The 23,442-nt window shown below is 24.3% G+C and carries 22 protein-coding genes, 2 tRNA genes and 1 other RNA gene; 12 read left to right on the forward strand and 13 right to left on the reverse strand.

The features are described 5' to 3' along the window. Window positions 1-35 precede the first annotated feature (35 nt). The 3 genes from EGN60_RS02430 to prfA are packed head-to-tail and all read right to left on the reverse strand — an operon-like array spanning window position 36 to window position 2,979. Window positions 36-1,151 carry a DnaJ C-terminal domain-containing protein gene (locus EGN60_RS02430; RefSeq protein ID WP_124724492.1) on the reverse strand — a complete coding sequence of 372 codons (1,116 nt, stop codon included), beginning with the start codon at window positions 1,149-1,151 and terminating at the stop codon, window positions 36-38. Between the two features lie 35 nt (window positions 1,152-1,186). Beyond that, complete coding sequence (gene prmC / locus EGN60_RS02435; protein ID WP_124724493.1) at window positions 1,187-1,900, reverse strand: peptide chain release factor N(5)-glutamine methyltransferase; 714 nt, start codon at window positions 1,898-1,900, stop codon at window positions 1,187-1,189. Then, a complete protein-coding gene (prfA, locus tag EGN60_RS02440) occupies window positions 1,900-2,979 on the reverse strand; it encodes a peptide chain release factor 1 (protein ID WP_124724494.1) in 1,080 nt (359 codons plus the stop codon). The genes prmC and prfA overlap by 1 nt, the downstream gene beginning before the upstream one ends. Window positions 2,980-3,063: 84 nt before the next feature. On the opposite strand from prfA, the gene EGN60_RS02445 reads away from it, so the two are divergent. Next, window positions 3,064-3,138: transfer RNA gene (locus EGN60_RS02445), tRNA-Thr, on the forward strand. 97 nt (window positions 3,139-3,235) lie between these two features. Here the strand turns inward: EGN60_RS02445 and EGN60_RS02450 are convergent. From EGN60_RS02450 to EGN60_RS02470, 5 genes are all read right to left on the reverse strand, one after another. Continuing rightward, a tRNA-Trp gene (locus tag EGN60_RS02450) sits at window positions 3,236-3,310 on the reverse strand. 27 nt (window positions 3,311-3,337) lie between these two features. Further along, window positions 3,338-3,562, reverse strand: coding sequence for an acyl carrier protein (locus EGN60_RS02455; protein WP_124724495.1), 225 nt, complete (start codon window positions 3,560-3,562; stop codon window positions 3,338-3,340). An 8-nt stretch (window positions 3,563-3,570) separates the two neighbouring features. Further along, window positions 3,571-4,419 carry an MHO_1590 family protein gene (locus EGN60_RS02460; protein ID WP_124724496.1) on the reverse strand — a complete coding sequence of 283 codons (849 nt, stop codon included), beginning with the start codon at window positions 4,417-4,419 and terminating at the stop codon, window positions 3,571-3,573. 1 nt (window position 4,420) lies between these two features. After that, the gene (locus EGN60_RS02465) at window positions 4,421-5,554 is read right to left on the reverse strand and encodes an MHO_1580 family protein (RefSeq protein WP_124724497.1); all 1,134 of its coding nucleotides are present in this window, start codon (window positions 5,552-5,554) and stop codon (window positions 4,421-4,423) included. After that, on the reverse strand, window positions 5,532-5,861 hold the full coding sequence (locus EGN60_RS02470; RefSeq protein WP_124724498.1) for a hypothetical protein: 330 nt from the start codon (window positions 5,859-5,861) through the stop codon (window positions 5,532-5,534). Before EGN60_RS02470 ends, EGN60_RS02465 begins: the two co-directional genes overlap by 23 nt. A 101-nt stretch (window positions 5,862-5,962) precedes the next feature. On the opposite strand from EGN60_RS02470, the gene EGN60_RS02475 reads away from it, so the two are divergent. Next, entirely contained in the window at window positions 5,963-6,661 is a 699-nt protein-coding gene (locus EGN60_RS02475) for a pseudouridine synthase (protein WP_124724499.1), read from the forward strand. Between the two features lie 14 nt (window positions 6,662-6,675). Here EGN60_RS02475 and EGN60_RS02480 read toward each other — a convergent pair whose 3' ends face one another. From EGN60_RS02480 to efp, 3 genes are read right to left on the reverse strand one after another with little or no spacing between them, the layout of a single operon-like run. Continuing rightward, window positions 6,676-8,502, reverse strand: a complete 1,827-nt coding sequence (locus EGN60_RS02480) for a transketolase family protein (protein WP_124724500.1) — start codon at window positions 8,500-8,502, stop codon at window positions 6,676-6,678. After that, entirely contained in the window at window positions 8,489-8,803 is a 315-nt protein-coding gene (locus EGN60_RS02485; protein ID WP_124724501.1) for an MMB_0454 family protein, read from the reverse strand. Before EGN60_RS02485 ends, EGN60_RS02480 begins: the two co-directional genes overlap by 14 nt. Window positions 8,804-8,806: 3 nt before the next feature. Next, a complete protein-coding gene (efp, locus tag EGN60_RS02490) occupies window positions 8,807-9,364 on the reverse strand; it encodes an elongation factor P (RefSeq protein ID WP_124724502.1) in 558 nt (185 codons plus the stop codon). Window positions 9,365-9,467: 103 nt separating this feature from the next. On the opposite strand from efp, the gene nadE reads away from it, so the two are divergent. Next, the gene (gene nadE, locus EGN60_RS02495) at window positions 9,468-10,229 is read left to right on the forward strand and encodes an NAD(+) synthase (RefSeq protein WP_245979649.1); all 762 of its coding nucleotides are present in this window, start codon (window positions 9,468-9,470) and stop codon (window positions 10,227-10,229) included. Window positions 10,230-10,246: 17 nt separating this feature from the next. Here nadE and EGN60_RS02500 read toward each other — a convergent pair whose 3' ends face one another. Together EGN60_RS02500 and EGN60_RS02505 are read right to left on the reverse strand one after the other, a co-directional pair. Continuing rightward, the gene (locus tag EGN60_RS02500) at window positions 10,247-11,395 is read right to left on the reverse strand and encodes an MHO_1580 family protein (RefSeq protein WP_124724503.1); all 1,149 of its coding nucleotides are present in this window, start codon (window positions 11,393-11,395) and stop codon (window positions 10,247-10,249) included. Window positions 11,396-12,142: 747 nt separating this feature from the next. Further along, window positions 12,143-12,691 (reverse strand): inorganic diphosphatase, encoded by a 549-nt coding sequence (locus EGN60_RS02505; protein WP_124724504.1) that lies wholly within the window; start codon window positions 12,689-12,691, stop codon window positions 12,143-12,145. Window positions 12,692-12,788: 97 nt separating this feature from the next. On the opposite strand from EGN60_RS02505, the gene ruvA reads away from it, so the two are divergent. The 9 genes from ruvA (at window position 12,789) to ssrA (ending at window position 23,274) form a co-directional block, all read left to right on the forward strand. After that, a complete protein-coding gene (gene ruvA, locus EGN60_RS02510; RefSeq protein WP_124724505.1) occupies window positions 12,789-13,400 on the forward strand; it encodes a Holliday junction branch migration protein RuvA in 612 nt (203 codons plus the stop codon). After that, entirely contained in the window at window positions 13,384-14,331 is a 948-nt protein-coding gene (ruvB, locus tag EGN60_RS02515; protein ID WP_124724506.1) for a Holliday junction branch migration DNA helicase RuvB, read from the forward strand. Before ruvA ends, ruvB begins: the two co-directional genes overlap by 17 nt. Before the next feature lie 71 nt (window positions 14,332-14,402). After that, window positions 14,403-17,045, forward strand: coding sequence for a protein translocase subunit SecDF (gene secDF, locus EGN60_RS02520; protein WP_124724507.1), 2,643 nt, complete (start codon window positions 14,403-14,405; stop codon window positions 17,043-17,045). A 15-nt stretch (window positions 17,046-17,060) separates the two neighbouring features. After that, window positions 17,061-18,317 (forward strand): histidine--tRNA ligase, encoded by a 1,257-nt coding sequence (hisS, locus tag EGN60_RS02525; protein WP_124724508.1) that lies wholly within the window; start codon window positions 17,061-17,063, stop codon window positions 18,315-18,317. Between the two features lie 10 nt (window positions 18,318-18,327). Next, window positions 18,328-20,001 carry an aspartate--tRNA ligase gene (gene aspS / locus EGN60_RS02530; RefSeq protein WP_124724509.1) on the forward strand — a complete coding sequence of 558 codons (1,674 nt, stop codon included), beginning with the start codon at window positions 18,328-18,330 and terminating at the stop codon, window positions 19,999-20,001. Window positions 20,002-20,004: 3 nt separating this feature from the next. Further along, the gene (gene secG / locus EGN60_RS02535) at window positions 20,005-20,256 is read left to right on the forward strand and encodes a preprotein translocase subunit SecG (RefSeq protein ID WP_124724510.1); all 252 of its coding nucleotides are present in this window, start codon (window positions 20,005-20,007) and stop codon (window positions 20,254-20,256) included. Then, complete coding sequence (gene rnr, locus EGN60_RS02540) at window positions 20,257-22,413, forward strand: ribonuclease R (RefSeq protein ID WP_124724511.1); 2,157 nt, start codon at window positions 20,257-20,259, stop codon at window positions 22,411-22,413. Window positions 22,414-22,458: 45 nt separating this feature from the next. After that, on the forward strand, window positions 22,459-22,890 hold the full coding sequence (gene smpB / locus EGN60_RS02545) for an SsrA-binding protein SmpB (protein ID WP_140701213.1): 432 nt from the start codon (window positions 22,459-22,461) through the stop codon (window positions 22,888-22,890). Continuing rightward, window positions 22,890-23,274: a transfer-messenger RNA gene (ssrA, locus tag EGN60_RS02550) on the forward strand. Before smpB ends, ssrA begins: the two co-directional genes overlap by 1 nt. Window positions 23,275-23,442 lie beyond the last annotated feature (168 nt).

Consider the following 23,442-nt stretch of genomic DNA (forward strand, 5'->3'; position numbering starts at 1 on the left):
AAATTTTATTTATATTATGCCAAAATAAAAAAAGATTAGAATTTTTCTAATCAATTTTTATATGTTTTGTCATTTGAATTGTTAAATATATCTTCTATTTTTTGTTTATCATTTTTATCAAATTCTGGAATATAAGGAGTAATATTTAAAATCAATTTACTTCTTTTTTTGCTATTTTTGTATGGATAACCTAAATTGTCTAATTTGATACTTTCATTTAAAGGCATGTTTTTATTTAGTTTCAATTTATGAATTCCATAAGGTGTAGGAACATCAATTGTTTCTTCTAAAATAATTGATTTAATTGAAATTGGTATATCTAAAACTAAATCATTATTTGCTGTTAATTTAAAATGTTTGTGGGCTAAAACTGAAACAAAAACAATTAAATCTCCATTGCTTCCACCGTTTGGAGAAGGCATACCAAAACCTTTTAAAATAATGTATTCACTTGATAAAATTCCTGCTGGAATATCAATTTCTTGAATAACAACATTTTTTATATAACCATTTCCGCTACATTGTTTACAATAATTTTTAATTCTTTGACCTGTTCCAGAACAAGTGTTACATGTAGTAAGAGCTGAAAAGAAACCTAAATTTTGTTGAACTTGACCTGAACCATGACAAGTTTCACAAGTTACTATATCACTTTCAGTTTGTGCTTTTGTTCCTTTACAGTTAGAACATGTATCATATTTATTGATTTTAACATTTGCTTTTTTACCATTTATTGCGTTTTCAAACTGAATGTTAAGTCTCATTTGAATATCGTCGCCTTTTCTTTTTTGAGTTTTTTTAGTTTTATGGCTTGAACCAAAATCAAAAAAACTATCAAAAAAACTGCCGCCTGATTGTTTAGATCTACCGCCACCGAATGCACCAAAAATAGAATCAAAAATATCTTGAGCATTAAATGAACCCGCATTGAAATCTGCAAACCCGAATTGGTCATATTTTTTTCTTTTATCAGGGTCAGATAAAACTTCATATGCCTCAGTAGCTTCTTTAAATTTTTCTTCTGCCCCTGGCTCTTTATTTCTATCAGGGTGATATTGCATTGCTAGTTTTCTATAAGCTGACTTAATTTCTTTTTCAGTTGCGTTTTTAGAAACGCCTAATACTTCATAATAATCTCTTTTTTTATCCATAGTTATTTAATTTTAGCACAAAAATAAAAAGAGTGCTAATTTTTGTTTAGCAAATCCTCTTTTTTTAATATAGCAATTCTATTTTTATTATTAATATCTTTTAAAATCTGAATTTTTGAATAATTATTTTTAAATCATAAAGCTGAATATTCATCTATTTCAAATAATATAGTTCCGTTATCGTTTAGATAATCATAAGCTTTTTGTAAAATATTTTTATATTCTCTAAGACCTTTTTCTTTTGCAAATAAAGCTCTTTTTGGTTCATATTTTAATGATTTATCAAACTTATTTTTTATAAATAAATAAGGTGGATTAGAGACTATAACATCATATTTTTCATTAAGTTTTTTAAATCAATTAGATTTTATTATCCTAACATTTAAATTATTAATTTTAGCATTATATTTGGTTTGTTTAATTGCTTGATTATCTATGTCAACTAAAGTAACTAAAGCATCTGTATTTTTTTTAATAGCTAAACCAATAAAACCTGAACCACAGCCTAAATCTAAAACTTTTGAATTTTTATTTATATATTTATAACTTTCTAAAATCAGTTCTTCAGTTTCATATCTGGGAATTAAAACTTTATATTTTAGATTAATTCAAACATTTTGCATTTCTTGATATCCAATTATTTTTTGAACTGGAAAATCTTTTTTTAGCAACTTCAATTCTTTTTTTGAAATAGTTAAAGGCAAGTCATAACGTTCTTTTTCACGTAATAAAACTGTTTTATCTATCATTAAAATCCTGCTTCTCTTATCATTCTTGATTTTTCTTCAGCAATTAAAGCTTCTAGAATTTTATCAAGATCACCTTCCATTGTTACTTTTAAAGAAGTAGAAAAACCTATTCTATGATCAGTTACTCTATCTTGTGGGTAATTATAAGTTCTAATTTTTTCACTTCTATCACCTGTTCCTGCAAGTTTTCTAAGCCCTCTTTCTTCTTGGTCTCTTTTTTGCATTTCCATTTCATACAAACGACTTTTTAAAACTTTCATTGCTGTTTCACGGTTTTGAATTTGGCTTCTTTCATCTTGAGAAGTAACTACTATACCAGTTGGCTTGTGTGTTATTCTAACAGCTGAGTCTGTTGTGTTAACTGATTGACCACCAGCTCCTGAAGATCTAAATACATCAACTTCAATATCTTCTGGTTTAACGACTATTTTAACATCATCATCAACTTCTGGTAAAACTGTGACAGTTGCAGTTGAAGTATGAACACGTCCTTGGGTTTCAGTTTGAGGAACTCTTTGAACTCTATGAACCCCTCTTTCAAATTTCATTTTAGAGAAAACTTTTTCACCTTTTATTGAAAAAACAATTTGACTATATCCACCCATGGCACCATAAGTTGAATCAATTATTTTAATTTTAAAATCATTTTTTTCGCAATATTTTTGATACATCTTAAATAAATCGCCTGAAAAGATATTAGCTTCATCTCCACCAGCTGCTCCACGGATTTCTACTATTACGTTTCTTTTATCATTTTCATCTTGAGGTAATAATAATTCTTTTAATTTTTCTTCAAGAATTACAATTTGATCTTCAGATGCAGCTATGTCTTCTTTAGCCATTTTTATTAAATCTTCATCTTTTTCTAATGAAAGTAGTTCTTTAGCTTGTAAAAGATTTTCTTCTAATTTTATAATTTCTTGAAATTTCTCATGAATTTCTTGAATATCAGCCATTTCTTTTTGTATTTTTGTATATTTTTTTATATCGTTAAAAATGTCAGGGTTTGACAATTCTTTTTCTTGTTCTAAATATTTATCTGAAATTGATTTCAGTGATTCATACATTGTTTTTTCCATAATATTAATATTATAATTTATTTATAATAAAATAAAAGTTTTTAATTAAAAATTGAAAAAATTGTTATAATAATTTATGTAATTGCCGTCATAGCTCAGGGGCAGAGCACTTCCATGGTAAGGAAGGGGTCGTTGGTTCAAATCCAATTGACGGCACCATATGCAGAAATGCCCATTAAGACCTTTTGGTCTTTTTTTTGTTTTTTAAAAAATAAAAAACAAAAAGACAGCCATTAAGCTGCCTTTGGTCTTGATATGGCACGGGTAGCAAGACTCGAACTCACAACACACGGGGTTGAAGCCCGTTGTTCTACCATTGAACTATACCCGTAAATAATAAATACGATTATATTTTACCTTATTTATTAAATTTTTGTTCAAATATTTTTACAATATCACCTACAAATTTTATACTTAGTAATTCTTCATCGGTTACGCTTATTTTATATTTGCTTTCAATGTCGCTAACTAAAATTACCAAATCTAAACTATCGATGTTTAAAGTTTTGATATCTGAATCCATATCAAACTTAACTTTTGTTAATTTTTTAATTTCACTAAATATAATATCTTTTGCGTTCATATATAAGATTATATCTTATTTGCGCTAATTTTATACGTTATTTGTGTTTTCTGTGTTTTATTCCTTCATCTAAAAGAAATTAAAACTGTTTGATCATCAATTATTTTATGAGCATATTCAATTGACCCATCAATTGCAGTAACTCTATTTAAAACATCTTTTACTATATAAGCAATCATGTCTTCATCAATTCAAGCTTGTCCATCTTTAAAATTCAATTGATCATAATAATCAGAACTACTTATTCTAGGAAAAATATTTTGTCAAGGAATATTTGTAATTGGTTTGGGTTTGGGTTTTGGAGGATCAGAAGGTTGAAAGGTAGTAGCAGGTCTTCTTGTATTAGTTGTATTTGTCCTATTTCTTGGTGCTGAAGTAGATGAATTTGAAGGTCTAGGTGGTTGTGAAGGAGTAGGTGTATTATTTGAAGAAGTAGCCTCATTTCTAGAAATTGGAGTAGAGTTAGGTTCAGAACTTTCTTCACTAGTTTCTGAATTTTCTTGATTCTCTCTTTCATTTTTTAAAACTTCTCTAGCTAAATTTTCATCTTCTTTTAGTTTTTCTATTTCTTTATCAGTTGACCTTATCATTGTAAGATGTTCTGCTAATTCATCATCTACTGAATCAGCTGCTGTATTTTCTTCATTTAGTAATTCTGAATTTAGTTCATCACTATTATCATTTTCTTCTTCATTTGATAATTCAGGATTTTCAATTAATTCAGAATTTCTATTATCTATTTGTTTATTTATATCTTTTTTACCTAGAAATTTATAAACTAAAACAGTAGACGCAATTGAAATTGCTGCTAGCATTCCTAAACTTGCTGATATTATTATTTTATGTTTTTTTGTCATTTTACTCTTTTCCTAAATAATTAATGTCATTTATTGAGTTTGCATTTGAAATAATTTTTTGAATGTTTTTTAATTTGATCACGTTGTATTTTTCTTCAGTTAAATATCCATTTATTTGCTGAGTTTTTAATTGAATTAAACCATTAGATAAATTAAAAAAAGGTTTAGCTAATTCTTCATTATAAATTACTGAAAAATCTTTTAATTTTGATCCAAAACTTATGTTAATTTGAATAAAAAAATTACCTTGAAATTTTAATGGTATCATTAAACCTTTTTTAGCTTCATAATGATTTGGTGTTATAAAAGTGATACCTTGTTTTCTGTCATAATATGAATATGAATCTATTAAAATATTTTTATTATTAGTTTCTCAAGGATTATATAAAACGCTAATTGTTCCATTAACTTGTTCAGTTGGAATTTTGGCTTCTATATTAAGTCCAAAAACATCACTTTGATTTACTACTAAATCTTTTTGTCCGTTGCTATTTACTTTAAAAATATTAAATTCAAAAATTTCTTTAATAGGTAAACCGATTAAAAACTTTTTAGGTTTAAAATAAAAACTAATATATTCTCTAGATTCATGATGTCTTATTAAAGTTGGTTTATTATATACTGGAATACTTTTAACATTTAAAGTAGTCATTAAATTAATAAAAGTGCCATTTAAATTTGTTTTGATTACTTTATTTTCTTTTATTGCGTTAATTCTATATTCAAAACGCTCAACTTGATATCATTTATTTTTAACTAAATAACTTATTTCAAAATTAATGCTTTTTATTTTATCAAAAGTCATTGAACTAAGATCTTTAGTTTTTTCACTTATTACTGAAAAAATAAATCTATTTTTTTGACTTGTTAGTTTCTTTTCTATTTTTATTTCATTATTATTAATTAATGCATCAATTTTAATATCACTTATTGCTTGATCAAAATTTGCATAGTCAAATTCTAAAATAAATTTATTATCATCAATTAAACGCCTTAAAGTTAGATTTGATATTTGATTTGCATTATTTCAATTTAATAAATATAAATGCCTATTACTTTGAATATAAAAGTTTTCAAGTCATATTTCACTAGGTTTAGCTTTTATAACTTCATTATTTACTATTGTTGGTAGCATGAATAAATCTTATAAATAGATTTACTACAAAATTAAGTTTGCGATAGTAATCATTTTTTGAAAAGTATCTTAAATATCAACTACTATCAGAGTTGTTTAATACAAAAGTTTCAACAAAAATCTTTTTATAATCAGCACTTAAAGATTCTATAAAAATCTCTAAATCACTTTTGGTTTGAATAACATTTTTTTGTTTTAGCGAGCCTGCATGTTTTTGCAACCGCGAATACATGCAATATTTGGCAATAAAGTCTCTTTTAAATTGAAGACTTTGATTTTCTAAATTTTCTATTTTAATTTTTTCCATTTTTCCTCGCATCTTTATTAAATATTATTTTTGCATTTGTTTTGTTAATATGAAACTATGAAAATTTTTATATATAATATAAGTTATTAATGGAGTTTCAAATGGAAGAAAAAATTAAAGTACAAAAGTTATTAAGTGAGTTAGGAATTTGTTCAAGACGCGAGGGCGAAAAGCTTATTGAAAAAGGACTTATAAAAGTAAATAAACAAGTCGTTTTATTAGGTGATAGATGCTCAAGAAATGATTTAATTGAAATAAATGGAAAAAAAGTAGAAATAAAAAAAATAAAACATGAATATTATGTTTTAAATAAACCTAGAAATTGTATTTGTACTTTAAAAGACCCAGAAAATCGTAAAACTATTTATCAAGTAATGAATTTAAAAGGACATTATTTTTCTGTTGGTAGATTAGATTTTAATACTACTGGAGTAATAATTATTACCAATGATGGTGAATTTAAAAATAAATTAGAGCATCCATCTAATAACTTAAAAAGAGAATATATAGTTAATTTAGAAAAAGAATTAGATGAGAAAAATTTAAGATATTTAAATTCAAATTTTGTGAAATTAAATGGAAAATATAGTAAACAAATTGTAAAACCAATAGCTCCTTTAAAATATTCAGTAACTTTATGAGAAGGAAGAAATCATCACGTTAAAAATTTATTTTTATTAGTTAATAATTATGTAACTTCACTTCATAGAAAAGCATATGGTTCAATTACTGATAAAAATTTAAAAATAGGCATGTTTAGAGCCTTAAGTGAAGATGAAGTTAATGAACTAAAAAAATAGCGAAATTAAATTCGCTATTTTTTCATTATTTTATTCAGTTTTTCACAAACAGAGTCAAAAATCTCATTTTTAATAGTTGCTTTTGGTTCTAAAATTATTTGATATTGAACATATTTAGCAATTTTTTCTGAAAAAGCAAAATCTAATAAGATTTTTTTAGTTTTATTTTTATTTAAATCAGCAATATTTGAATTGTTTGAAATACTAATTAAAGAAAAATTAAATTTTTGAGCGATTTTAGCTGCTAAATTTAGATTTTCACCTGAAGAAATTAATGTATAATCTGATTTTTGATTATTTAAGTAATATAAACCACTTTTAATTTCTAATTTACTGTTGAAATTTGATTTAATTTTGTTTTCTAAATTTAAAAATATAATAACAGGTTTGCTAGCTTCATTTAAATAATATTCAAATGAGGCTTTTAATTCGCTTTCATCGTTTACTATAAATGTTTGAAAACCAGCAAAATCTCTAGCCATTTTTATAGCAGACATTAATGTATTTTGGTTTTCTAAAGAAGCATAATAAATTTCGCTGTAATCAAAAATATATAAAATTTTAGTATTATCAGCTGCTGCGTTTTTTATAGCAGGTAATACATAATCAAGTGATGAAATAGGTGCTAAAACTATTGGTCTATAGTTACTATGTGCTGATAAACCACTAGCAATTGAAGCAACTGAAAATGCTTTTTGACTCGAATAAATTAACCTACCTGATAAATTATTATTAGCAAAAACACCATTATATGTTTTTAATTTTCTTAATCATTTTTGGTCTAATGAAGCGACTAAAATATTTTCGTATTTATCAGCTAAGTTGTTTAAAAAGACAGCTATTTTATCTTCTAATTTATTAAAATCTGATATTTTTGCATCATTAATATTTTCTTTAACATTATCGCTTATAAATTGATCTAATCTATCTGAATAAGTTCATCTTTCTGCTTTTTCATGATTTTCTAAAAATTTATTGCGATATTCTGTTTTTACTTCTTCATAAATTTCAAAATTATCAAGTTTATTAAATAAAGATTTTTCTTTTATAGCTTCAAAATAATCATCTGATAAATAAGTATCAGGATTTTCATATTTTCATTTTTTAATGCTGTTTTCTTTAATAGTTGATTCTATATCAATAATTGACAATCTAGAACTTTTTTTAGCATTAGCAATTGCTTTAATAATTGCTTCTGGACTAGCGTCTTTTAATTGTTTATAATCTATGTTCATTGCTGAATATTTTTTAGCAAAATTAGTTTTTAAAGATTCTCTAGAAAATGCTTCAACTTCTGAAGAATTTGAATCAACTAAAATTATTAAATTATTTAATTTATTAGTTGCTGCATATTCTAAAGCTTCTTGACTTAAACCGTCTTGTAAATCTTCATGAGTTGTTATAACATAAATATAATGAGATATTTCTGGAAACTTTTCAGATAAATGCTTTTCAGCTATCGCTTCACCTACTGCATAAGCGATACCTTGGCTATTACCTAGCATTGTTTTTTCTATAAATAAATTAGAGTCTTTAGAAGCTAAATAACGTAATTTTTTTGTTTCTTGTTTACCGTCTTTTAAATCTAAATAACCTAAAAAATTTAAAATTGAATAATGTAAAAATATACTATCAGCTGAACTTAAAATTAGGCGATCTCTATTCATTCAATTAGGATTTTGAAAATCATAATTTAAATGATAAAAATATAAGCTATGAAAAATTTTAGCAGAACTTATAATGCTATTTGGAGCATCGTTTATCAATTCTTTTGCTAAAGCTAATGCATTAACTTTTAAATTATCTATCGCTCTTTCATTGAATTTTTTATTGATTTTCATTGATTATACCTTCAAAAACAAGGTTTATATTGATTGGTTTAGTATTAATTAAAGAAAAAACTTTTTGTTCTATTAAAAAAATTAATCTTTTAGTTTCAAATGCAAAATCTTTAATATTTTTGATTTTGTAATTCATAGAAATTGAAACATTTGTTTTAGGAGAATTTAAAAGCAATAAAAAGTTTTTATCAAATTTAATTGTATTTATTTTCTTTTGAATGCTTAAAATTGCTTCTCTTATTACCTTTAGTTCTACATTAAAACTAAAGTTCATTTTTGTGTTAACTGAAACGTGTTCCATAATTTATGCTCTTCCGACATATTTTCCAGTTTCTGTTGAAACTAAAACTTCTTCACCTTCTTTAATAAATAAAGGTGTTTCGATAACAAAACCTGTTTCTAAAGTAACTTTTTTTTGTGCAGCTTGAGCTGTATTTCCTCTAACAGCTTCTGGAGCTTCTGTAACCTTTAAAGCAACGTTTGATGGTAATTCAATATCTAAAACTTCGCTTTCAAATTTTCTAACTACAACTTTTTGTCCTTCTTTTAAAAAGTTTAATTCTCAAGCAATATTATTTACTGGAATTTCAATTTGTTCAAAAGTTTCTTGATCCATTAAAATTACATTATCGCCTGCATTATATAAATAATCCATATTGGCTTTATCAATCATAGCTTTTTCAACTTTATCTCCACCAGTAAATGATTTAATTGTTGTTGAACCAGTTCTTAAATCTTTTACTTTTACTTTAACGTTAGCTTGTCCACGTCCTTGTTTTGAGTGTTGAGCTTCTAAAACTACATAAATACTATTTTCTAATTGGAAAGTTACTCCAGGTTTTAAATCATTAACATTAATCATTATAATTAACTCCTTTTTATATTATTTAATTCATTAATTATTTTTATTATATACTATATCGATTTATTTTTACTTTCTTTTTATAAAAGGTTAAAATAATAATATGATGAAAATTAATCGTAAAGAATTAACAAAAAAAGAATTAAAAATTTATGAAATTTATTTAAATAAAATAGTATCTTGATTAAAACAAAAAGTAAAAGCTGCTAATGCAAGTGGTGTTGCTTTAGGAATTTCAGGAGGAATTGATAGCGCTACATTGGCTTTTATTTCTAAAAAAGCTTTTAATGAAAATGCACATTTTTTCTATTTTAAAACTAGAAATGATAAATATACAGAAGATCATGTTAAAAAATTAGAAAAAAAATTAGGAAGTGAAATTAAATTTATTGATTTAGAAAAACAATACAATGATTTAATTAAAACTTTAGATATTCAAAAAAAAGGCAGTCAAGCAAATTTAAAATCACGTTTATTTATGACTTCAATTTATTCATTGAGTCAAGATTTAAATACTTTAGTTTTAGGAACTGATAACTTTGATGAATTTTATTTAGGTTATTTTACTAAATATGGTGATGGTGGATGTGATTTATTACCTTTTGCTAATATATTAAAATCTGATGTTTATGCTTTAGCTCAAATTTTAGGTGTTCCAGACGAAATAATTGATAAAGATCCAAGTGCTAATTTATATGAAGATCAAACTGATGAAAAAGAATTAGGCTTTAGTTATTATGAATTTGAAAGTTATTTAAGAGATAAAACAAGCGTTAATAATGAAATAAAAGCAAAAATTGAACATTTTCATAAAATTTCTAATCATAAAAGAGATCCTTTACCAAAAGGACCAAAAATAAAATAATAAAAAACCAGCAGAAGCTAGTTATTGTTAACTACTACTGCTGGTTTTCAAACCTTGAAAAATTTATTTGATTCTTGTTCAGAATAACTTTCATATGACATGCGCAAACGAATTTTGCCTTCTTCTTTATTAAAAAATGGTTGATTAATGATTTTAGTTAGACGTAAATTATCCATATTTTTAAAAATGTTCTGTTTTACGCTGAAATTAAAGCTAAATTCTCCTTTGAAATTTAAAGGTAAATAAAGCCCTTGGCTACCATCATAAACTTTGTCAAATTCTTTTGTTTTTTTATTATATGTATGTCTTTCATTAATGTAATAATTTATTTTAAACTTATCGTTTGATAGTCTAATTTTTTCGGATGTTATATAGTAAGATTTATACTTAAAAGAGTTTTCAATATTAATACTGTCAAACAAATTCTCTGGTACATTAGTTAAATAAAATTTAGGTTCCTCATCTCTTGTTGATTTAATTTGATGAGTTGAAGTTGCAATATGACGATAACCTTGTCCCAAATTTGGTTCGTTCATATTTAATTCAGTTTCGATAACTTCTTTTTTAAAAGAGACATTTGATTCACTTAATATTTCTTCAAAACTTCTTCTAGTAATATTGAATTCTACACTTCGGACGTATGAAAATTTAATATTGTTGTTGATTAGATCGAATTTTTGTGAGGGTTTATTTGATGTATGATTAAAGAATAATTCAAAGCCAACTAAGTAGTTTGTGTAATTTCTAATTGAAGTAAAAGCAGTCATTTTAAAAACTTCGAGTTCAGAAAAAGAAATTTTTGTTCCGTCTATATATCTAGTAATAAAATATGTACTTTCACCATTAGAACTTCTTCTTCTAATATTCATGTCTAACTGTTTTTCATTTATTAAAATTTCGTGTCTTGTTCTATTTTCTAATAATAAGTCATGAAAAGTTAATTCAATTATTGCATCATCATTTATAAAGTCTCTAGTTATTTTTATTTTAACTGGATATTTATCTAAAATAGCATTATCAGTACTCTTTCTTTCAATGTCCCTAGTAGTTGCGACACCACCTCTATGTAAAATATATTCTACAGGTTCGAGTTGGGCATCAAAATCATCTTTAAAAACTTGTTCTTCTTTAACAACGTTTACAACTTGAGGATCGTTAGTTAACATCAGGTATATTTAAACTCATTAATTCCAAATTATTGACTGATTTGGTTAAATATAATTTAGTATAAAAATAGTTTGTGAACATTCAAAGATACAATTTAATTTTAGAAATTGCTAATTTTGATTTCATAATTTCCAATCTGCACGGATAACTGACCGTGCATAATAATTTGATAATAAATTTTAAATTTTTTTATTTTTTGAGAATTCCAATTTTTCTTATTTATTTAATAAATAAAATTAATTTTTATTATCAAAATAATCAACTTAATATACAAACCAATGAAGAAACTCTTCTATAAAAAGTCGATTTAGATATGTATAATGACTTATAATCAAAATTTTTAAAAGTTCTATATTTCATAAAATGATCAAATATTATCTGAAGTTGTTCAGAAATTGAATTATAGAATAGTTTCATAAGTTCATTTTTTACATTTAAGTATAATTTTCTTAATTTTAGCAAAGCTTCTATGTTACTTATCCCTTTGATTTTCTTTGGGTTTATATTTTTTTATCAATTTTTATATTGACAACGTTTTTTAGATTTTCTATTTCAAAAAAACATTGAGTATCCTTTATATTTTGTAGTGTTTTAAATGGAACTCTCATCTAAAAAATTATCATAAATTAAGGCATTTTTTTGAAAAAAAGACCTTCATCCAGGGCTTACAAATCCCATTTGTAAAACTTAACACAAATTACATAAAAAAATTCCCATTTTGGGAATTTTCAATTACTTTTTTCACATTACATATATTTTTCAGGATGTTCTTTTTTCATTTTGTTAATGAACTCTTCTTTATCTAAAGAACCATATTCTTGCATTAATTTAACACATTCTTCATATTCTTTTTCAGCTCATTTAACATCTTCAAAACCTGTAACTAAAGTTGCATCTTTTCCTTTAAATTCTTTATAAGTTGAAAAGAAGTTTCTAACTGAAACAAGTCACATTTGATCTAAGTCATCTAAAGTTTTAATGTGATCTAAACGATAGTCATCTGCATGAACTGCAATTAATTTTGTATCAGTTTCACCTGAATCAATCATTTTCATAGCTCCAATTACTCTAGCTTCTAAAGAAGTTCCAGGCATAAACACTTCTGGAGAATATACTAAAACGTCTAACTCATCTCCATCTCAGTCTAATGCTTCTGCTATATATCCATAATTTGCAGGATAATTAAAATCTCCTCTTAAAATTCTATCTACTTTAATTTTGTTTGTTTTTCTGTCATATTCATATTTAATTTTTGAATCTTTTGATATTTCTATATTTACTACAATGTTTTTCATAATTATTTATTTTATCATTTCTTTACTTTTTCTTTATATTTTCATCATTTCACTTAATAAAAAAAGATATTTATAAAAATTATTGTGAGGTAAAAAAATGAAAATATATATTTATGGAAAAATTGTACACGTTAATACAAATTATTTAATTTTAGAACACCACGGTCAAGGCGACTTAATTTATGTGCCTAATATTCAAAGATTTAAAAAAGATGAAAATAAAAAAATATTTATATCTAATTTTATTAATGAATATAATAAAGTAACTTACGGTTTTGAAAACTTTAAAGAATTAGTAATTTTTGAAGATTTAATTATGCTTCAAGGTTTAGGGCCTAAAACAGCTATTTCTATTTTAAATGCAGGCTGAGAATTAGTATTAAATTATATAGCTGAAGGAAATAGCGAAGCGCTTGCTAATATACCTTATGTTTCAACTAAAATCGCTAATAATATCATTTTTGCTTATAAAGAAAAATATAATAAGTTTTTAGCAAAAATGGATAATGAAGATATGACTAAAATAAAAGAAAAAAATACAAAAAATTCATTAATTTCAAAATTTGAAGAAACAATGAAAATGTTAGGATTTAAAAATCAACAAATTTCTTATGCTATGTCTAAAATGCAAATATCTGAAAACATTGAGCAATCAGTAGAAGAAGCTATTAAATTAATTAGTCAAAGAGCAAATGAAACAAGAGTTTAGAGTTGATAATTTTGAAGATTTTATTGGTCAAAATAAAATTACTTCAACATTAAAAGTAATGATAAATGCTGCTAAAGCTCAAAAAAAGCCAGTAGATCATATTCTTTTTTATGGTCCTCCTGGTCTAGGAAAAACAAGTTTAGCTAAAATAATTGCAAATGAAACTAATGCAAAAATAATTTATGTTCAAGGCCCTATGTTAGAGAAAAAAAGTGATATTCTCACTTTATTTTCTTCAATTAATGAAAATGACATTATTTTTATTGATGAAATTCATGGCATTAATAAAAATATAGAAGAGATGTTATATTCAGCTTTAGAAGATAAAGTTATTGATGTTGTTTTGGGAGTTGATGGAGATAAAAAAATAATGAGAATGCAACTAAAAAACTTCAGTTTAATAGGTGCTACAACTAAATTTCAAAACATTTCTAAACCTTTAAAAGATAGGTTTGGTTATGTTGGAAAATTGCTTCCATATGAAGAAAATGAAATAGAAAAAATTATTGAAAAATCAGCTTTAAGAAACAAAATTAATATAGATAATCAAGCAATAAATTTTATAGCAAAACATTCAAGACAAACGCCTAGAATTGCTAATAATTTATTAAAAAGAGTTAATGATTTTGCAATTTATTCTAATGAAAAAATTATTAATTTAAAAACAGTAAAAGAAACATTCAAGTATTTAGATATTTATTTATATGGGCTTTATATACCTCAAATAGAATATTTAAAAACTTTGAATTTAACATTCAATAAAAAGACAGCTTCTTTAGAAGCTATAAGTTCAATAATTAAAGATGATAGATATACAATTATCAATGAAATTGAACCACTTTTATTAATTCATAAATTAATTGAAAAAACTCAAAGAGGAAGAAAAATAACTCAAGAAGGTATAAAGTATTTAGAAACTATTCAATATTAATTATCTTTATTTATTACTAATATTAGTAATTATTGCCCTAATCTAATAATTTATTGTATAATATAGAAATTATGAAAAAGACAAAACTAATAGGAAATAAATTTAGATGATTTATTAATATTTTTGTTGTTATTGTTATGCTATTAACAATTATTTTAGGTTCAATTTTTTATTTAGCGCCTAGACTAATTAAAAAAGATAATTCTAAAATAGTTGCAGCTAATGTAACTTTAAAAATTGATAATAAAGATCCTAAAAATTTATCAAGCAATAGAATTCTAAAATTAACAAAAGATTTTTTATTAAATAAAGCAGACGCTACTGCTTCATCATATGATGTAAGTTTAGCAAATGATAATACTATTTTATTAAAAAGTCTTCAAGATAGAGATGATGAAAGTCGTGATAGATTAGTTTTCGGTTTAGAAAACAAACCTTATCTAACATTGACTGACGAAAAAGGAAATCCTTTATTTTACAAAGGTTTTTATATTTCAAAAAATGAAACTTCACCAAATAGAAAAAAAACTTTACAAGATTTTATTAATGGTGATCCGAAAGACTTTGAAATTAGTTTGGATAAAAAACCAACTGATTCAATAGAACTAAATGCAGTTCCACATAGAATCAAAATTAAAGTTGATAATCAAGGATGAAATGAATTTATTAAGATGTCTAATGAATACAACTTTTTAAATTTATTCAATCGTTCAAATGATGGCTCAGTAAATCCTCAAAATCAAGTTTACTTCTGAATTAATCTAAAACAATTTATTCATGAAGCTAAAACTAGATTTCCAAAAGAATGAGAAGCTTCAGGACAAAACCCTGTTAACTTTGCATACATAAATAACTCAGCAAATCCTGAAGTAAAAAGAGATAATCAAAATAATGTTATTTCTTCAAAAAACCCAGTTTTAAAACTTGAAGGAATAAATGCAAGAAAATATTTAATTAGTGCAATTTCACCAATCGGTTTATTATCACCAATTAAATCTGAATCAGCTTTTTATATTTTAAATAATAATGCCAGTGGTTTAACTGATAAAGAAATTAAAGCAGCTGTTAATTTTTCACAAGCTGATTTTACATTTAAAAAACAAAACAGTTTTTATACTATTTCAGAAAATAGTAATCAAAACCGTTATTTAGTTGTTTTATTAATTCTATTTTCACTATTTGCTTTATTTTTAATTGCAAGACATCGTCTATTCGGTGCAATAAGTTCTATAACTCTAGGTTTCTTTGTATTTGTTTATCTAGCAATTATAACTGCATTTAATTTAGCAATGAATCCTATTATTTCATTTGCAATCCTAGCAGCTTTATTTATTGTTATAAACATGCTTTACAACCAATTAAACATTTATAGAAAAGAAAAATTAGATGAAGCAACAAATATAAGAGCTATAAATAAATTAACAAAACAAGGCTTAATTTCAGGTCTAGACGTATCTGTAGGAATCATAGTTTTATCTTGTTTAGGTATTTTTATAGCTAGAAATTACTTAAACACAATAAGCATACTTAATTTCATATTAGCATTGTCTTTAGCTATAATCCCTGTAGTTTTAAATGTATTAATGTTACGTTCTTGAGCTCAACTTGAAGAAATTGAAAAAAATCAAAAAGTAATTTCACAAGGTAATAAAGTTGAGAAAACAATAATAGAAAAAATTGATTTAATAACAAAATCTAAATACTTCTTTATTGGTTTTGGTTTATTTATTGTTCTAGGTTTAGTTTTATTTGGAATTTATACAGGAGTTTATAAAACACCAAAATTAGGAATTAATTTAGGAAAAGAATTTGTTAATTCAAATTACTATATAATAACACCTGAATTTGCAAATACAAATATTACTTTTGATTTAAAAACAGCTAAAAAACTTCTTGAAATAATTCAAAAACAACCTAATATAATTTCAGCTGAAATTTATCAAAATTCATTAGCTAATAATGATTATGTAATTGGAATAGTTTCAGATAAAAACTTAGCTGACTTTATAAATAATGATTTATTATTAAGTGCACAAAAATTATTAAAAGATAACACAGTATTATTTAATTTAAATGAAGTATTTATTTCATCAAAAGATTCTTTAGTAAACGTAGCTTTTTCAGTTATTATCTCTGTATCATCATTACTAATAATTTCAATTTATTTAGCTATAAGATATTCACTAATAACAGCTGGAATATTATTTATAAAAGAATTTTTCTTAGTTGCATTAACAGTTACATTTATGTTAATAACTAGAGCAAGATTTAATAATGCAATTTTAACAGTATTAATTTTCATTACATTAATTAACATTATTGATACAACTTTACATGCTGCAAAAGTTTATGATGAATTTAAAAAAGAATTGATTTACAAAAACTTTGTTTACAATAACGAAACTATACAAGGAATATTTAAACTTCACTTTGCGGAAACTTTTGGACAACAAGTATTTAACATTGTTTTAGCAATTGTATTTATTTGACTTGAATTAAATTTAATAAGACATTTAGATTCAGCATTCGTTTTAGGATTTGGTTTTGCAATTATTTCATTAAGCTTAATTAATTTATTCTTTATTCCATATATTTGAAATGAATTAGTAATTAGAAAATATCAAATTAAAGCAAAAAGAATTGAAAACAACTACTGAAAAACAGAAGAAATAGAAGAAGAAACATTTAGCGGAATAAACGATTTTGCTATATAAATTTAAGGAGTATTTATGTTTAATAGATTAAAAGGAACTAAAGATATTTATGGCTTAGAAGCTAATATTTTAGATTTTATTCAATCAAAATTTATAAAAGTAGCCAAAAATTATGGCTTCAATAGCATTAATACTCCAATAATAGAAGATGTAAATTTATTTATAAGAACAGTCGGTGAGACTAGTGATATCGTTTCAAAAGAGATGTATGTTTTTAAAGATAACGGTGGAAGAACTATTGCTTTAAGACCAGAAGGAACTGCTTCAGCTATAAGAGCTTTAGTAGAAAATAAAATTAATAATTTTGAATCTACTAAACTTTATTATTTTGGTCCAATGTTTCGCTATGAAAGACCACAAAAAGGACGTTTTAGACAATTTATTCAAGGTGGAATTGAATTGATTGATAAAAAAAGCGTATACAGCAATTTTGAAATAATAAAATTAGCATATGATTTTTTAAATGAAATAAAAATAAAAGATTTTGTTTTAGAAATAAATAATCTTGGTTCTTTTGAAACAAGAAATAATTACATAAAAGTTTTAAAAGAATACTTTTTAAACTATAAAAATGAGTTAACTGAGATTTCATTAACCCGTTTAGAAAAAAATGTATTAAGAATCTTAGATGATAAAGAAGAAATACAAAAAGATTTTGTTAAAAATGCTCCTAAATTATTAGATTATTTATCAAAAGAAGAAAAAGAAGATTTTGAGCATTTAACAAAACTTTTAAAAGAATTTAATATTGAATATAAAATTAATCCTAATTTAGTTAGAGGACTTGATTATTATAATGATGTTGTATTTGAATTTGTTTCAACATCAGAGGCCTTAGGTTCTCAATCAACAATTTTAGGTGGTGGAAGATATGATGGAATGATCAAATCTTTTGGCGGACCTGATTTGAATTCAATAGGCTTTGCTTTTGGAGTTGATAGATTAAGTGAAATAATTAATTATAATATTTCAAACTATCCAGAAATTTCAAATCAAACTGATATATTAATCGGTTTTTTAAATGAAGATGAAGCTAGCGAAATAATTAAATTAGCATATGAATTAAGAAAACATTTTTCAGTTATTTTATTAAATGAAAAAGTTTCTATTAAACAATTATTTAAAAACAACTTTAAATATAAACCTAAATATTTATTATTTAAAGAACTAAATTCAAAAAAATATGAAATTAAAGTAAAAAATGAAGATTTCAAAAAAATCATTAACTATGAAAATATCAATAATTTATTTGAAATATTAAAAAATAAATAAAGGAAATAATATGAAAAAAATATATAACAATGATTTATCTATTGCTTATGAAAATAAAGAAGTTCATTTATATGGTTGAATAGCTAATAAAAGAAAAATGAAAAAACAAACTTTTATTGACTTAAGAGATTCAAGTGGAATTGTTCAACTAGTTTTTGAAAATGTAAGTGATCCTTTATTAACAAAAGAAAGCTGTATAGAAATAAAAGGTGTAGTTAAAAAAAGACATGAAGCTAATTCACAAATTAAAACAGGTGAAATAGAAGTATTAGTTAATGATTATAAAATATTAAATTCTTCAAAACAAATACCTTTTGAAATTAATGAAAAAAACGATAACAATGGAAATGAAGATTTAAGATTAGAATATCGTTTTTTAGATTTAAGAAGACAAAAACTTGCTGAAAATATTAAACTAAGAAGTAAATTACTATTATTAATTAGAAACTTTTTTGATAAAGAAGGATTTAGTGAAATTGAAACACCTATTTTAGGAAAATCAACTCCAGAAGGTGCAAGAGACTATTTAGTTCCTACAAGAAAAAAAGGAAGCTTCTTTGCTTTACCTCAATCACCTCAATTATTTAAACAATTATTAATGGCTGCTGGATTTGAAAAATATTTCCAAATAGCTAGAGTTTTTAGAGATGAAGACTTAAGAAAAGACCGTCAACCTGAATTTACACAATTAGATATCGAATTATCTTTTGCAAATCAAGAAGTTTTATTTGAACTATGTGAAAGAATGTGAGTTGAAGTTTTAGGCAAATTAGGTTTTAAAATTGAAGCCCCTTTTAAAAGAATGGATTATTTCTATTCATTAGAACACTATGGAAATGATAAACCAGATACAAGATATGAATATTTAATTAATGATTATTCAGATTTACTAGCTTCTAAATATAATAAAGAATATGTAAAAGTAGTTTTATTTGATAGAGACATAAAAGAAAATGAAGCAATCATTAAAGAAACATTTAGAAAAAATAATGGTCAAATTTTAGAAATTATAAATATAAAAGAAAGTGATTCAGAAGTTGCTAAATTATTAAATGGTAAATTAGAAAATAAAGATAATTACTTAGCAATTATTTCAGCAAATGATGATAATGAAGACGCATTAAAATCATTAGGTGCAATTAGAACATTATTAAATGAGTTATATCAATTAGCAAATCCAAAACAATTAAACTTTTTATGAATAGTAAATTGACCTATGTTTGAATATGATAAAGAAACTCAAAGCTACGCACCAGCACACCACGCATTTACACAATTCGAAGAAAGCACTTTAGAATTTTTAAAAACTAAAGAATATGCAAAAGTTAGAGCAAAATCATATGACTTAGTTTTAAATGGTTTTGAATTAGGTTCTGGTTCAATTAGAATTCATGATCTAGAAACTCAAAAAATGATGTTTGATATATTAAACATTTCAGAAAAACAACAACAAGATCGTTTTGGTTTCTTTTTAAAATCATTTAACTATGGTTTACCTCCTCACAATGGTGTAGCTTTTGGAATTGAAAGAATAATGATGATTTTAACTGAATCAATGTCTATAAGAGACGTTATAGCATTTCCTAAAAATGCAAAAGGAACTGATTTATTAACTTCAGCTCCTTCAACTGTTACAACTGAACAATTAGAAGAATATGGATTAAAATTAAAAACAAAGGAATAATATATGAATGCAGCAGCAATAGCTTTAATAACAATTTTAATGATAGTATCACTAGCAATCATATTTATTTCATTTATGATGGCTCCAGATTCAAACAGTTTCAGTGGTGCTTTAGTAGGAAGTAATGACCTTGACTTATTTAAAGTTTCTAAAGAAAGAGGAATTAAAAAAGTCTTAAAATGGTCAATGATAAGTTTAGGTTTATTGTTATTTATTTTTTCAATTACTTTAAGAGTAGTTATTCAGGTGGGTTAAATGTATCAAAACAAAAGCAAATTAAGAGACAGTAAAATAAATAAAAGAGTTGTAAATGAAGCTGAAATTCTTGAATTTATTCAAAAAAACCCATACAAGAAATTTCTTGATATAGTTAAAACTTTAAAAATTCCAGGTTTTTTAAACAAAGATGTTTCAAAAACTTTAAGAGACTTAAGCAGTCAAAATAAAATTGATAGCACAAAAGATGAAGAATATTATGCATTAGAATTTCTTCAAACACTTCAAACCAAAATATCAATAACACCTAAAAGATTAGGTTTTATTGATTTTGATGAAGATACAGAAAATCCAAAAAGTGCTTTTTTAGCACCTTTTCAATTAAAAGCAGCTTTGAATGAAGATATTGTAGAAGCTGATATTTTTTGTTATTTATCTAAAACTAATGAAACTTTATATAAAGCGAATTTAAAAAAGATTATTGAACATAAAAAACAAATAGTATCTGGAACAATTTCTAAAAATAAAAATATTTTCTTTTTTAAAGCATACGATTCTAGAGATGCAGCTGATTATAGAATAATATCTGATTTTAAAACTCTAGAAAATTTTACAGAAAAAGATATATTAGTATTTAATATAAAAGAACCAAATAGTAAATTTGTTATTATAGAATTTTCTCATTTTTTAACCAAAATAGATGATAAAGAGTTGCCTATAAAAAATATTTTAAGCTCAAACGATGTACAAAGTGATTTTCCCGAAGAAGTATTAATAGAAGCAAAGAATATGCCTTTAGAAATACAAAAAGAGGATTTTGAAAATAGAAAAGATTTAACAAATATACTAACTGTAACAATCGATGGATTAGATACAAAAGATTTTGACGACGCCATTTCTTGTTTTAAATTAGAAAATAATAACTATAAATTATATATTCACATAGCTGATGTTTCATATTATGTAAAAGAAGGCTCAGCAATTGATTTAGAAGCTCTAAAAAGAGGTACAAGTATATATTTACCTGATAGAGTTATTCCTATGCTTCCATTTAGTTTATCAAACGGAATTTGTTCATTAAATCCTAATGTAAATAGAGCATGTTTAACTTTAGAATTAGAAATTGATAATAAAGGAAATAATATAAGTTCTGAAATATATCCTTCAATTATTAAATCTGATGCAAGATTAACTTATAAACAAGTAAATGAACTATTTGAAAATAAGGAATTCTCTTTAAATAAAGGAATTTCAGATATGTTAAATTGTGCTTTATCTTTAACTAAATTAATAAGAGATAAAAAAATAGCTGAAGGTTATGTTGATTTTGAAATAAAAGAATCTAAAGTAATAATGGAAGGCAATAAAGTCGTAGATATTAAAATCAGTGAAGATGGAATATCTGAAAAAATGATTGAAGATTTTATGGTTAGAGCAAACGAAGTTGTAGCTGAAAAAATGCAAGAAAAACAAATTCCATCTATTTATAGAATTCATGATTGCCCTAGCTTAGAAAAATTACAAAATTTACAAACTTTTTTAAACTATTTAAACTTAAAAGGTTGCACAGTTCCTTTAGACAATGAACCACTTTCATTTGCTAAAGTAGTAGCTAAAATTAAAGAACAAAACTTTGATGATTTTGTAAAAATGACTTTACTTCAAACAATGCAAAAAGCAAAATACTCAGCTAAAAATATAGGCCACTTTGGTTTAGCTTCAAAAGCTTATTCTCATTTTACAAGTCCTATTAGAAGATATCCTGACTTACTTTTACATAGATTAATTAAAAAGTATTTATTAACTAATAAAGAATTCAAAAATGAAGAATATGAAGCTTTAGAATCTAAAATAGAACATATTGCTCAACTAAATTCAGAATCTGAAAAAGAAGCTATGACTATTGAAAGAGATATAGTTGATATAAGAAAAGCTCAATTTTTTGAAAATTTAATAAATAAAGAATTTTTAGCCCCATTAGTATCAATACAAAAATTTGGTTTATTTTTTAATATTGAAGAATACCAAGCAAGTGTTTTAATTAGATTTGAAAATTTTGAAGATGGAACTTTAAAAATTTCAGACTTTGAAGCAAAAGGACAAAACAATTACTTTAAAGTAGGCAATAAATATAAAATAAAAATTACCTCTATAGAAAATGATAAAGGTAATATAAATGCTGTTGTTGCAAAATAATCTAAAACTAGTTTAAAAAACTAGTTTTTTATTATAATTTAAATTATGCCTAAGACAATAATAATTAATAAATTTGCTAAGTCTGATTATGAAATCCATAGCACATATCAAGTTGGAATTTCATTATTAGGTTGAGAAGTAAAAAGTTTAAGAGCAAAGAATGCAAAACTAGAAAATGCTTTTTGTTCTATAAGTAATAAAAATGAATTATGATTAAATAATTTATATATTTCTCAATACATGCTTGTAAAAGGACAAAACGATCGGTCAAGAAAACTTTTAATGCATAAATATGAAATATTAAGATTAAAAAACAAAGCTGATAGTTTAGGACTAATAATTATTCCATTACAAATTTATTGATTAAATAATCATATAAAATTAGAAATTGCCTTGGCTAAAAAATTACGTAAATATGACAAAAGAGAAAAAATTAAACAAGAAGAAATAAAACGTAATTTAAAAATTGTATACTAGGGGGTGTACTGGTTTTGACAGATATCTAATTTATTATGTTGCAGTAGTGTGGCAGACTATAATTGCTACTAGGCTTCTTTAAATGCAGAAGAAAACAATGAAATCGCTTTAGACTCAAACTTTATGATGTCAAGAGCACAATACAACTACGCATACTAATTTTAGCGAGTTGCGGACTGTAAATAGCTCGGTTTACAATCATCCGTCGGAGAGCTAGATGCAAATAACTTTAGGTTGTTATTGCTTTGAAAATCTTAACCTAAAGAATCTATTTTGAGTTTGTTATTTTATATATCTAGATTCTTAAAACTAAAAATGAATAAACTGTAGACGCATAATAAAAAGGGTATGTGGACCGGGGTTCGACTCCCCGCATCTCCACCATATCAAAAAGACGCAAATAAAAATGCGTCTTTTTGTTTGCTTTTAATAAAATCAAAGCTTAATTTTCTTATAACCTTGATAATAAAAAAATATAAAAATTGTTTAAAATTAGGGTAAATTATATAAAATAATAGTAATAAGTAAATTACTTATACTATAAAAATATAT

The organism is Mycoplasma struthionis (assembly GCF_003855455.1).
Taxonomy (GTDB): Bacteria; Bacillota_I; Bacilli_A; order Mycoplasmatales; family Metamycoplasmataceae; genus Metamycoplasma; species Metamycoplasma struthionis.